This window comes from Paraburkholderia bryophila (assembly GCF_003269035.1).
Classification (GTDB): Bacteria; Pseudomonadota; Gammaproteobacteria; order Burkholderiales; family Burkholderiaceae; genus Paraburkholderia; species Paraburkholderia bryophila.
Map to the genome: position 1 here is coordinate 1 of NZ_QLTK01000043.1, position 12,651 is coordinate 12,651.

Annotated in this window: 11 protein-coding genes; 2 read left to right on the plus strand and 9 right to left on the minus strand. The window is 65.3% G+C overall.

Features of this window, described 5'->3' with window-relative positions; translation table 11 throughout:
- Positions 1–218 precede the first annotated feature (218 nt).
- The 8 genes from BX591_RS33500 to phnS form a co-directional block, all read right to left on the minus strand.
- On the minus strand, positions 219–779 hold the full coding sequence (locus BX591_RS33500) for a phosphonate degradation HD-domain oxygenase (protein WP_111935604.1): 561 nt from the start codon (positions 777–779) through the stop codon (positions 219–221).
- Between the two features lie 4 nt (positions 780–783).
- The gene (phnY, locus tag BX591_RS33505) at positions 784–2,235 is read right to left on the minus strand and encodes a phosphonoacetaldehyde dehydrogenase (protein ID WP_111935605.1); all 1,452 of its coding nucleotides are present in this window, start codon (positions 2,233–2,235) and stop codon (positions 784–786) included.
- Entirely contained in the window at positions 2,232–3,509 is a 1,278-nt protein-coding gene (phnA, locus tag BX591_RS33510) for a phosphonoacetate hydrolase (RefSeq protein ID WP_111935606.1), read from the minus strand. Before phnA ends, phnY begins: the two co-directional genes overlap by 4 nt.
- A gap of 54 nt (positions 3,510–3,563) precedes the next feature.
- Positions 3,564–4,310, minus strand: coding sequence for a phosphonate utilization associated transcriptional regulator (locus BX591_RS33515; protein WP_111935642.1), 747 nt, complete (start codon positions 4,308–4,310; stop codon positions 3,564–3,566).
- 77 nt (positions 4,311–4,387) lie between these two features.
- Positions 4,388–5,251 carry a 2-aminoethylphosphonate ABC transport system, membrane component PhnV gene (phnV, locus tag BX591_RS33520; protein WP_111935607.1) on the minus strand — a complete coding sequence of 288 codons (864 nt, stop codon included), beginning with the start codon at positions 5,249–5,251 and terminating at the stop codon, positions 4,388–4,390.
- On the minus strand, positions 5,241–6,197 hold the full coding sequence (locus BX591_RS33525) for a 2-aminoethylphosphonate ABC transporter permease subunit (protein WP_105512148.1): 957 nt from the start codon (positions 6,195–6,197) through the stop codon (positions 5,241–5,243). The genes phnV and BX591_RS33525 overlap by 11 nt, the downstream gene beginning before the upstream one ends.
- Entirely contained in the window at positions 6,175–7,275 is a 1,101-nt protein-coding gene (gene phnT / locus BX591_RS33530; RefSeq protein WP_111935643.1) for a 2-aminoethylphosphonate ABC transport system ATP-binding subunit PhnT, read from the minus strand. The genes BX591_RS33525 and phnT overlap by 23 nt, the downstream gene beginning before the upstream one ends.
- A gap of 164 nt (positions 7,276–7,439) precedes the next feature.
- Positions 7,440–8,531 carry a 2-aminoethylphosphonate ABC transporter substrate-binding protein gene (phnS, locus tag BX591_RS33535; RefSeq protein ID WP_111935608.1) on the minus strand — a complete coding sequence of 364 codons (1,092 nt, stop codon included), beginning with the start codon at positions 8,529–8,531 and terminating at the stop codon, positions 7,440–7,442.
- A 376-nt stretch (positions 8,532–8,907) separates the two neighbouring features.
- Here phnS and BX591_RS33540 point away from each other — a divergent pair, with 376 nt between their 5' ends.
- Positions 8,908–10,029 carry a 2-aminoethylphosphonate--pyruvate transaminase gene (locus BX591_RS33540; RefSeq protein ID WP_111935609.1) on the plus strand — a complete coding sequence of 374 codons (1,122 nt, stop codon included), beginning with the start codon at positions 8,908–8,910 and terminating at the stop codon, positions 10,027–10,029.
- Positions 10,030–10,094: 65 nt separating this feature from the next.
- Here the strand turns inward: BX591_RS33540 and BX591_RS33545 are convergent, their stop codons facing one another.
- Positions 10,095–10,850, minus strand: coding sequence for a DeoR/GlpR family DNA-binding transcription regulator (locus tag BX591_RS33545; protein ID WP_105512175.1), 756 nt, complete (start codon positions 10,848–10,850; stop codon positions 10,095–10,097).
- 176 nt (positions 10,851–11,026) lie between these two features.
- Here BX591_RS33545 and BX591_RS33550 point away from each other — a divergent pair, with 176 nt between their 5' ends.
- Entirely contained in the window at positions 11,027–12,586 is a 1,560-nt protein-coding gene (locus tag BX591_RS33550; RefSeq protein ID WP_111935610.1) for an ABC1 kinase family protein, read from the plus strand.
- Positions 12,587–12,651 lie beyond the last annotated feature (65 nt).

Here is a 12,651-nt window from a genome sequence, read left to right on the forward strand (position 1 = left end):
AACTTTCTCAACCCGTTCACTTCGCTGAAACCCTTGCCATTGCTGGCTCTCCCGCCTCCCGTGCCCCGGTGTCCGAAGCACGAAAGAGCGAGATTCTAACGACCCGCGCAGGGCCTTGCAAGCGTTATTTTGATCTGCATTGATCGCGCCAGAAATAGCGCAAAAAGACACGACCCGACATCGGCCGGGGCGCAAAGAAAACACCCACAGTCAGGCAATCAAGCAGCCAAACGCCTGTTCATCGCTCGTTCGACGACGCTCATATAGTGATCGAGGCCCGGCGTCACGCGGTGCTCTTCCTTGGCAAGATCGTCCCATCGGCGCAGACGCAATGCATCTTCCGCGTAAGGCTTCTGCAGAAACGCGTTGGCTTCCTCGCTGCTGAAGATGCCGCCCTGCAGTTCCAGACTACGCACCGAGTCGACGGACAGTTGCCCCAAGTACGTCTCGTCGATCGCGCACAGGCAGCGCTTGGCGTCGACGTGCAAGCGGATCGGCTCCAGCACCGCGTCCGACAACACCGGCCGCAAGAACGGCAGCGCGAAATACTGATGCAGATCGTCGATGCCCCGCTCCGTCGGCGTTTCGCCTTGCAGATTGAGCAGATGCCCGAGATCGTGCAAAAACGCCGCGGCGACCAGTTCGTCGCCGGCGCCCGCCTGTTCCGCCAACGCCCCACTCTGCAAAGCATGTTCCAGTTGCGTCACCGGCTCGCCGCTGTAGGCGATCTTGCCGTACTGCTCGAAGAGCGAGCGGATGTCGTTCAAACTCAATGCCACTGCCTTACTCCCACGGTAATGAGAAGGTCTTCAGATTGGTGAAGCTCTTCATGGCTTCCTGAACGCCTTCCTTATAGCCAAGCCCGGAATCTTTAATGCCGCCGAACGGTGTCAACTCGATCCGGTAACCCGGCACCTCCCACACGTTGACGGTGCCCACGCGCAATTCGTTGATGAAGCGCGTGATCGCGTCCTGCCGGTTCGTACATACGCCCGACGACAACCCGAACGCCGTCCCATTGCTGATGCGAATGGCGTCGTCGAGCGTATTGAAGGTGATGATCGGCGACACGGGCCCGAAGGTTTCCTCACGCACCACCGCCATCGACGGATCGACGCCGTCGAGCACGGTCGGCGAATACAGCGCGCCATTGCGCTGGTTGCCGAGCCGCAGCCGCGCCCCGGCCGCGACCGCCTCGTTCACGCGCGCTTCGAACAACTGCGCGGCGGCCACGTCGATCACGGTGCCCATCTGATTCGCCATATCGAACGGATCGCCGAACGACCACGCCCGCGTCTTTTCAACCACCAGGTCGGTGAAATCCGCCGCGACGCTCTGCTGCACCAGCATCCGCTTCACCGCCGTGCAGCGCTGCCCGGAGTTCTTGTACGAGCCCTGCACGGCCAGCGTCGCGGCGCGATCGAGATCGGCGTCTTCGAGCACGATCAGCGGATCGTTGCCGCCCAGCTCCAACACCACGCGCCGGTACGCCGCCTTCGCCGCGATGTATTTGCCGATCGCCACGCCACCCGTGAACGTGACGAGCTCCGCCAGCGGATGCGTGATCAGTTCGTCGGCGATTTCTCGCGGATCGCCGGTCAGCACCTGCAGCATCGGCGCTGGCAAACCGGCTTCGTACAGCACGTCGGCCAGATAGAACGCCGACAACGGCACCTTCTCGGACGGCTTCAACAGCACCCGATTGTTGGTCGCGATCGCCGGCGCGATCTTGTGCGCGACCTGGTTCATCGGATGATTGAACGGCGTGATCGCGACGATCACGCCCGCCAGCGGCTCACGCTGCGAAAACACGCGACGCTGCTTGCCATGCGGCGTCAGATCGCAGGAAAAACTCTGCCCGTCGTCGCGCAAGGCTTCGATCGAGGCGAACTTGAGCACGTCGACGACACGGCCGATTTCGTAGCGCGAATCCTGCTTCGACAAACCGGACTCGAGCGAAATCAGATCCGACGCCTGCTCGGTTCGCTCACGCAACAATGCGCCCGCGCGTTCGAGAATCTGCGAGCGCTCATAGCGCGTGAGCTTCGCGCTGTACGCGGCGGCGTATTCGAACGCGGCGCGCACGTCGTCGACGCTGGCGAGCGGCACCGTGCCGACGCGCGTGCCGGTATACGGATCGAACACGTCGAGCGTGCGCGAGCGCAGGACGCGCTCGCCTTTGAGACGCAGCGCTTCCGCCCGGAACGCCGGATGGTCCCGCAACGTCGCGTTCATGACGACGACACGCGATTCAAGGCAACCTCGAAGATATCGAAGTTGCGCAGGCGCTTGCCGCCCTTGCCTGACGGCAACCCGTCGACACGCCGGTTGAACAGCAACGGCACTTCCTGCTCGGAGATGCCGCCATGCGAGCGCAACGGCACCGTCAGTCCCGAGAGATCGTGGTCGGCGCGCCGCGTGCCGAGCACGACATGCTTCGTACTCACCACCACGATATCGCCGACGCGGTCGTTCGGCAGCTCGAAACGCTCGCACGCCGCGCGGTTGTCGAGCACGGCTTCGATGCCCTGCAAGCGGCCGATCCGTTCGATCACCTGCGCGGCGTCGACCTCGCGCGGCAGATAGATCGTCGCGAACGAACCGAGCGCGCCGTGGTGCACCACGTACGGATCGGTAATCGGCAGAATCACGCGCGCGATCCGGTCGCCGAGCCAGTCGTCCAGCACGTCCTGCAGATAGATCACGTTCGGCTCGCCGGTTTGCGGATCGTGCTTGGCCTTCATGCCGTGGTCGGCGGTCAGGCCGATCACCCAGCCGAGCGCGTCGAGCTTCGCGAGGTAGCCGTCCATCATCGCGTAGAACGCATTCGCGCCCGCGGTGCCGGGCGCCCATTTGTGCTGGATGTAGTCGGTGGTCGACAGGTACATCAGGTCGAGCTTGCGCGTCTGCGCGAGCCGCACGCCGGCCGCGAACACGAACTCGGAGAGCCCGGCGCTATACACGTCCGGCACCGGCAAGCCGACCAGATCGAGCACTTCGCCGATGCCGTTTTCTTCGAGCGAGACCGTGTCGGCTTTCTCCGCCGAGAAGCAGATGCCCTTCAGTTGCCAGCCGAGCAGACGGCGCAGCTTGTCTTTCGCGGTGACCACGGCGACGGCGGCGCCCGCTTCCGCCGCCGCGGCGAGCAAGGTGCCGGCGCGCAGATAGGCGGGGTCGTTCATCATCACTTCCGCGCCCTTGCCACCGTTCGCGTCCGGGTCCCAGAAGTAATTGCCGCAAATGCCATGTACCGACGGCGGCACGCCGCAGACGATCGACAGGTTGTTCGGGTTGGTGAACGACGGGATCACGCAGTCGCCCTTGAACGCGGCGCCGCCTTTGAGCATCGTGCCGATAAACGGCGCGACGCCAGCCGCGACCGCGGCCTCGAGGTAATCGAACTCGCAGCCGTCGACGCACACCACCACCGTCGGTTGCGTAGGCAGCCGGTAGTGGCGGCCGTTGACGTCGATCGTACGTTCGCTTGCATTCAGGTTTGCGTCTGCCATCGTTGCCTTCCATGCGTGCGCGCCACGCGCGTTGTATTCAAGTTGCCACGACTCTCATTCGTTCGACGCCGGCGACATCCGCACCACGCCCGACGCCGCCGTCACTTCGCAAACCGCCTCGCACGCCGCATGCGCGCGCTGCTGGCCGCCCGTCACATGCGCGCGCATCAGCGCCGCGGCCTGCTCGGCGTCGCGCGACGCGAGCGCCGTGAGAATCGCGCGATGTTCGGCCAGCGAGCGCTCCATCGCGCTCGCATGCACCTCCAGCGCGGCACGCCGGAACAGACTCAATTCGCTGACCAGCCTGCGATACGTCTCATACAGCTTCAGATTGCCCGACGCCGCCACCAGCCCATCGTGAAACCCCACGTTGGCGCGCGCGTACGCGTCGTGATCCTGCGTGTCGAGCGCCGCGCGCATCGCGTCGAGCCAATCGCGCAACACAGAGAGCATGCGCGCGTCGATACGCACTGCCAGCATCCGGCACGCCGCCTCTTCGAGCACCGCGCGCACCGCGTAAATCTCATCCGCTTCGGCCAGCGACACCGTCCGCACGAACACGCCACGGTTTTTCTCGGTGCGCACGAGGCCGGCCTGCTCCAGCGCGCGAAACGCTTCGCGCACCGGTCCGCGCGACACCTGCAAACGCGCGGCCCAGTCGGCTTCGTTGAGTTTGTCGCCGGGTGTCAACGCGCCTTCGACGATGTGCCGCTCGATTTCGTCGCGTACCAGCGTGGTCAACGAATGCCTGCGCACCACGTCGATCGGATCGACTGAAGACGTTTGCATATATTCGGTCATTTTGACAAATTTTGCCACATCGAAATGTGCCGACGCGCGACGGCGGCACGCCGGCACCCTTCCCGAAAAGAGGTTCGTCAGTCTGCCCGGCGACGTGGCACGCGCGCGGCGATCAACAGCAACGCGGCGAGCGACACCATCAGCAGAATCAGCGACAGCGCGGAGGCCGGCAGGTAGTAGCCGCGCTCCACCTGGCCGACGACGACGATCGGCACCGTCGCGAAGCCGGGCGGGTACACGGTGAGCGTGGCGCCGAGCTCGCCGAGCGACAACGCGAAGCCGAGCGCGAGGCTGGCGCGGATCGCCGGCACCAGTTGCGGCAGCACGACGCGGCGCAGCACCATCGACGGCGGCGCACCGAGGCTCGCGGCCGCTTCGCGCAGAATCGTCAGCTCGGGACGCAACGCGGCGGCCGCGCAGCGGTAGCAGAACGGCAGCACCAGCGCGAGCTGCACGAACACGACGATCGCCGCCGAGCTCGACAGATCGAGCGGCCGCTTGTGATACGCGATCAGCACGGCGAGCCCGAGCACCACGCTCGGCACGCCGTTGGGCATCATCGCGATGGTGTCGACCACGGCGCCGAGGCCGCGACGGTCGCGTCCTTCGAGCGCCAGCGCGAGCCACAGGCCGAGCATCGTGCCGAGCACCGCGACGCCCATACCGATTTCGAGGCTGGTGCTGAGCGCGTCGAAGTCGCTGGAACCGAGGCGTTCGAACCAGCGCATGCTGAAGCCGTCGGGCAGGATCGTGCCGGACCAGTGCGCGGCCACGCTCGACAACGCGACGACCAGCACCGGCAACACGAACAACCAGAAACACAGCAGCGCGGCGAAGCCGAGAAACAGGCCGCCGAGCAGGCGTGCGGGCAGACTGCGGCGCACCGGCCGCGCTTTCTTGTGCATGACCGGCAAAACGGTCGGGTCGAGTTCAACGGCCATGGCCCGCTCCTTTCACCTTGCGACGGTTGACCTGGCGGTACAACGCGTACAGCGACAAAGACATGATCAGCATCACGACCGCGCCGGCGGCGGCGGTCGGCAGATCGAGATCGACGGTGGCCGAGCTATAGATCGCCACCGGCAACGTGATCAGATGCGCGCTACCGAGCACGAGCAGAATGCCGAACTCGTTCAAGGTGAGCAGAAAACACAGAATCGTGCCGGCCGCGATACCCGGCCACGCGAGCGGCAGGATCACCTTGAACGCGACCATCCAGGTGCTCGCGCCGAGACTGCGTGCGGCTTCGATCAGACGCATGTCGAGCGTGGCGAACGAGGCCAGCGTCGGACGCACGACGAACGGCGCGTAGAACACCACTTCCGCGAGAATCACGCCGCCCACGCCGAATAGAAAATCGAGCGGCGGCGCCTGCAGATGAAACAGCCGCTGCAAGCCGATACTGACCGAGCCTTGCGAGCCGTACAGAAAGATCAGCGTAAACGCGACCAGAAACGACGGAAACGCGACGAACAGTTCGAGAAAGCGCGTCACCATGCGCGCGCCCGGAAACGGCTTGAAAAACAGCAACGACGCCAGCGCCACGCCGAGCAGCGAAGCCAGCCCGGCGCTCGCGAACAGAATCCACAGCGTCGTACCGATCACGCCGCGCGTTTCCGGATTGCCGAAGAATTGCGCATACGCCTGCACGCTCAAGCCGTGCGCGCCGGTCAGGCTCAGCAACACGAGGCGGATCAGCGGATAGATCACCAGCGGACCAAGCACCACTACCGCGATGAACAGAAGGTGCCATTGCGCCATGCGCTCGCGCCGCTTTACCGCCGCCGTGTGCGAGGCGGCGCTGGCGCGGCGGCGAGCCGCGGCGGCATCGGCAGCGGCGGCTGCGCCGAGCGAATCGGACGTATCAGGGGTTGATAAGGACGACATCGTCAGCCTCGTAATGCAGGGAAACACGCGCGCCCTTCTCCGGCATCATGCCGTGGCCGCGCTGCATCTGGACCAGCACCGGTTCGTTGGGCATGGCGTCGAGCAGGACCGATACCGACAACACCGCGCCGTACCATTCGACCGAGGTAATCGCGCCGTGCAATTGACCTTCGCCGAGCGGCACGATGCGCAACGCCTCCGGACGCAGACAGGCAACCCGGTCGCGTTCGTTGTAGCGCACGTCGCCCATGCCGAAGGCGACCTGCGGCGGCAGCAGATTGGCCGCGCCCAGATAGCGCGCGACGAAGCCGTCGTTCGGCGTGTCGTACAGCTGCTGCGGCGTGCCGAGCTGGGCGATGCGGCCTTCGCGCATCAGCAGCGTGCGGTCGGACAGCACCAGCGCGTCGTCCTGATCGTGGGTCACGCAGACGATCGTCAGATTCGGCAGGCGCTCGTGCAGCGCCTTCAGTTCGGAACGCACCGAGGCGCGCAGATTGGCGTCGAGTGCGGAAAGGGGTTCGTCGAGCAGCAGCACGTCGGGCTCGATCACCAGCGCGCGGGCGAGCGCCACGCGCTGCTGCATGCCGCCCGACAGTTGCGCGGGCATGACGTGACCGGCGTCGCCGAGCTGCACCAGCTTCAAGGCATCGGCCACGCGCCGGGCGACGTCCTTGGACGGCGTGCGGCGCGCGCGCAAACCGAACGCGACGTTATCGAACACCGACAGATGCGGAAACAGCGCATAGCTCTGGAACAGCAGACCCAGATTGCGCTTGTGCGGCGGCACGTGCGTGAGGTCGTGACCGGCCACGGTCAGCGTGCCGGACAAGCCGTCCGCTTCGATAAACCCGGCGATGAACCGCAACAAGGTGGTCTTGCCACAACCGCTGCGGCCCAGCACGGTGAGCAGTTCGCCGCGCTGAATGGTCAACGACAGATCGTCGAGCACCGTACGCGAACCGAAGCGCACCGTCAGATGATCGATCTGCACGCCGCCCGGCGTGGTCGAACGCGCGGCGTCGAGCGCGTCCGGTGAGGCGCCGAGTGCGCCTGGGTGAGCAAGACTGGCCGTATTCACCGGGTTCATCCTCCAACAAGATTAATGCTGACGCGGCGCCCCGGGAGACCCGGAGGCGCCGCCTGACTCTATTGCTTCAACCGCGTTGCATTGCTACTTCAATAGCGTTGCCACTTCGGCCGCGCGGTTCAGCCGTGCGTTTCAGGCGCGCGGCGAATCACGGCTTATTTCGGCTTGACCACGTCGAGCTGCTTGCCCGACGAACCGATCACGTCGTTCTTCCAGCGTGCGGTCCAGTCGGCTTTCTTCGCCATCACCTGGTTCCAGTCGACCGGAATCAGCTTCACGCCGGCGATCGCCTGCTTGACGGCTTCGCCGTTCTTGCCGGCGAGCGGCACGTCGGTGCGGCCCGGAATACCGAAGATGTCCGGCACCTTCGACTGCACGTCCGTCGACATCAGATAGTCGATCAGCTTCTTGCCTTCCGCCTGGTTCGGACCGTTCTTGATCAGGCCGATCGCGTACGGCAACTGGAACGTGGTCGGCTGGCCGCCGGCCGTGGCCGCGAGGAACACCGGCTTGAGCGACAGGCCGCCGTTGGCGGCATCGTCCAGATCCATCTGCAGATCGCCGTTGGCGACCGCGATTTCGTTGCGCGACAGCAGCACGTCGAGGTAGCCCGTGCCCTTGGTGTGGAACTTGGCGCTGTTTTCGAGCTTCTTCAGATAGTCGAACGCCTTGTCTTCACCCATCAGCGACGACGTCAGGATGATCACCGCCATGCCGTCGCCGGCCGTGGCCGGGTTCGAGTAGGCGATCTTGCCCGAGAAGTCCGGGTGCAGCAGATCGGCGAACGTCTTCGGCTGGGTCTTGGTGACTTCCGGGTTGATCGCGAACGAGAAATAGTTGTTCACGAAGGTCGCCCACGCGCCGTTCGGCGCCTTGGCGATGGCCGGCACGTTCTTGTAGTTGGCGCTCTGATACGCCTGCAGCAGGCCGCTCTGATCGGCTTGCTGGATGAACGGCGGCAGCGTGACGATCACGTCGGCCTTCGGCTGATCTTTTTCGATGGTGGCGCGGTTCACTACTTCACCGCTGCCTGCCGTGACGATGTTGACCTTCACGCCTTCCTTCTTTTCGAAGGCCGGCAGCACATCCTTGTAAAGGTTTTCGAGGCCGTCGGCGGTGTACAGGACCACGGCGTCAGCCGCGTGAGCCTGAATGGCCGTGCCGCCGAACGCTGCCGCGGCGACCAGTGCCGGCAACAGCTTGCGTGCGAGACCGGCGGTGGCGTGAAGGGAATTCGTCTTTGTCATGTCGCTCTCTCCGAAAGGCAAAAAACCAGACGGTCGGGATGTCCCGATACCTGTTGTGATTGAACGGCGGTAGCGCCGCGCCGCATGCGTGTTGCCCGCAGCCAGTCGTCGTGCCCGACTCCGCATATTGCAGATTGCCGACAACTTTGCCGCTTCCTCTTCAGCCTGACTTACAGCTCACCTACGACACACTCGCTGCACTGCCATGCCTGAACGGGCAGTGCAAGGATCACAGGTTTCCATGACAACGCCATGACGATTCTGGCGAATTCCAAAAAATGACACAATTCGCCAATAATATCCAAATCGTCGTTTCGTCGACCCGAGCGGGCGGCGATCCTTCAACCGTCCATTTCCCCAGCCGACGGAGGCCCGCGTGAACCCTGCCCACGACCCGATCCTGCTGACTCCAGGGCCGCTCACCACGTCATCGCGAACCCGCAAGGCGATGCTGCGCGACTGGGGTTCGTGGGACGCCGCTTTCAATCGCATGACGCACAGCGTCTGCGCCGAGCTGGTGAACATCGTGCATGGCGAAACCGACTACGTGTGTGTGCCGCTGCAAGGCAGCGGCACATTCGCGGTCGAAGCGGCCATCGGTACGCTGGTGCCGCGTCAAGGCTGTGTGCTGGTGCCGAACAACGGCGCGTATTGTGCCCGTCTGATCCGGATATTGCAGCGTATGGGGCTTGCTTATGTCGAATTGGCGCTGCGCGAGGACCAACCGGTCAGCGCCGCCGCCGTCGAAGACGCCTTCAATCGCGATTCGCGCATCAGCCACGTCGCGCTGGTTCACCTCGAAACCAGCGCCGGCCTGCTCAATCCGCTCGACGATATCGCCGCGGTATGTCAGCGGCACGGCAGGCGCCTGATCGTCGACGCGATGAGTTCGTTCGGCGCGCTGCCGATCGATCTGCGGCGCGGCAGCATCGACGCGATGATCTCGGCGAGCGGCAAATGTCTCGAAGGCGTACCGGGAATGGGCTTTGTGATTGTGCGCCGCAGCGAGCTCGAACAGAGCGAGGGACGCTCGCCGTCGCTCGCGCTCGATCTGTACGATCAATACGCGTATATGCAGAAGACGACGCAGTGGCGCTTCACGCCGCCCACGCATGTGGTCGCCGCATTGCGCGAGGCGCTCGACCAGTTCGCGGCCGAAGGCGGTCAGCCGGCGCGCGGCGCGCGTTATGCGCGCAATTGCGCAACCCTGGTGAGCGGCATGAAAGCGCTCGGCTTCGAGCCGTTTCTGCAAGCGGAGGTACGGGCGCCGGTGATCGTCACATTCCATGCGCCGCGCGATCCGGCCTGGAACTTCGCGCATTTCTATGCAGCGGTGCGGGACGAAGGCTATGTGCTGTATCCCGGCAAGCTGACGCAGGTGGAGACGTTTCGCGTGGGTTGCATCGGCGCGATCGATGCGGACGATCTGCGCAACGCGGTCGCGGCGATCGATCGCACGCTCGTGCGGCTGGGGATTCGGGTGCGTCAGGCGGAGTAGCTTCAGGCGGAGCCGCCTTTGCGCACGGCCAGCGCGAATTAGCGGTAACAGCCCGACCGCTTCTGCTACGCGATCAGAATTTCCGGCCCGTGCGCCGCGATCGCCTTACCGAGCGTGCGCTCGGGGGCCAGTTCGGTCACCAGATAACGCGCCGACTCGATGCCGTTGATGCGCACCGGCGTCACGCGGCCGAACTTCGAATGGTCGGCGACGATCACCACCATGTCGGCGGCGGCGATCATGCGGCTGCGCACCTCGGCGGCCATACGGCTGTAGTCGGTCAGATAGCCGTCCGGCGAAATGCCGCCCGCGCCGATGAACGCGAAATCCGCGTGGTACTGCGTGAGTTGATGCACGGTGTCGAGACCGAAGGTGGCGTCTTCGATATCCGACAGCTCGCCGCCCAGCAGCGTGACGCGATTGTCGTTACGCCGGCCGAGCAGCAACGCGATGCGCCAGTCGTTCGTGTAGACCGTCAAGCGATGCCGGTCCAGCAGCGCCCGCGCCACTGCCTGCGTAGTGCTGCCCGAGTCGACGATCAGCGACGCGCCGTCCGGCACGAACTCCGCCGCGCGCTCGCCGATGGCGCGCTTCGCGCCGGCATTCGCGGCTTCGCGCGTATCGAGATCGGGCTCGCGCCGGTCGCTCGAGAGCGCGCCGCCGTGGGTGGTGACCAGCAGACCGCGCCCGGCCAACGCATTCAGATCGCGCCGAATCGTCTCGCGCGACACGTTCAGTTCGCGCACCAGCTCGGCGACCGACAGCGCGCCGGTTTTGGCGACTTGCGCCAGGATGTATTGATGACGTTGTTCTGCGAGCATCGAGTGATGGCCGGAAGCCGGCGCATTGGGGTTTCGCCACGGTTGGAGAAGGCCGGCGTATTGTATTACGCGTGACGCGGCGATGCGCCAATTGACGCGCCGACCTGCTAACCTGATCACCCTGGCCGCGCGCCGACGTTTTGTCGAACCCGCCTCGTCCCTCCACTGAACTGCCGATGCCGCCACTGCTTCGCCGCTTATTGCTGCTGTTCCACGCGCTGCGCTACGGCGCGCGTCTGATCTGGCTGGCTGCGCCCCCCGACCACAAACTGCACTGGATGATCCAGCTGGTCGGCCGGGTTCAGGCGTCCGGTCGCAGCGGCGCGAGTCTGCACGGCGTGCTGCCGGCGCTCGGGCCGCTCGCCAGCCGCTTTGCGAAGACGCTCGCCGAGCGGCCCGAACTCGCCACGGGCACCTTGCACGACGCGATCGACGCCATCGATCACATGGAAGCCCCGCTGCCGCCCGAAGAATCCGCAGCGGCGTTGGCGCGCGCGTTCGGCCGGCCGCTCGACACCCTGTTTAGCGCCGTCGACCTGACGCCGGTGCGCGGCGGCTTCGCCGAACAGACGCACCTGGCGCGCCTGCTCGTGCCGGTCAACGGTCATAGCGAAGTGGCAATCAAGTTGCTGCGCGCCGACCAGTTGCAACAGATCGGCGACGAGCTCGCGCTGCTGCGCTGGGTCGCGCGCTGGATGGAAAAACTTTCGCGCCGCGCACGCCGCCTGCAGTTGCGCGCGCTCGCGCAGCGTTTTACCGACGACATCCAGCGCCGCTTCGATCTGCGCGCCGAGGCCGCCAATCTGAGCCAGACCGGCCACCATTTCGACGGCGACAAGCGCATCGTCGTGCCGGACGTGATCTGGAATCTGTGCACCAATCACACGCTGACCATGCAACGCATCAGCACCTTGCCGGCGAGCGATCTGCCGGGCTTGCATGCGCATCGCGTCAGGCTCGCGCCGCTCGCCGCGCATATCGTCGAGGTGGTGACCGAGCAGGCGTTCGAGCACGGCTTCTTCCACGCCACGCTCGACGCCCGGCGCGTGCGTGTGAGCATCGAGCCGGACACGCTGGGGCGTCTCGTGCTGGCGGAGTTTTCGATCATGTCGAGTCTGTCGACCGGCGAACGCGAGTTCTTCGTACACGGCGCGAGCGCGCTGTTCGACCAGGACTACGCGCGCCTTGCCGACATGCATCGCGCGGCCGGACACGTGCCGCACGACACGCGCGCGGAAATGCTCGAAGCCGAATTGCGCACGCGTGCCGAAGCGCACTTCGCGGCCGCACCGGAAGACCGCTCGGCGGGCTCGCTGTTTCATCATCTGCTGCATGCGGTGCATCCGTTCGACGGCGCGGTGCCGGGGCGGCTCGCCACGGCGCAACGATCGTTCCAGCAAGCGGAGATGCTGGCGCGTGCGCTGCATCCGGGCGTCGATACGTGGAATATCACGCGCGGCGTGCTGGCGGGGATCGCGCGGCGCGATCTCGATCATCGCGGCTGGATCAAGCGTCTGTCGCGTGAATTGCCGCATCTCGCGCACATGCTGCCGCGCGTGCCGCAACTGGCGGTGCGTTATCTGCAGCACGAGCACGACCGCGCGCGGACGCCGCGGCAGAGCGCGCAACTGATGGCGGATATCGGTCGTGAATATCGGCGCACGCGGGTGTTGCTGTGGGCGTGCGCGGTGTGCGGCGGGGTGCTGGGGGCGGGGACGGTTTTGTTGATGTGGTGAGATCGTGGGCGTGCGAGGCGTCGATGTCTGTGCGATGCGGATGCCGACGCCTGTACGACGCAGGC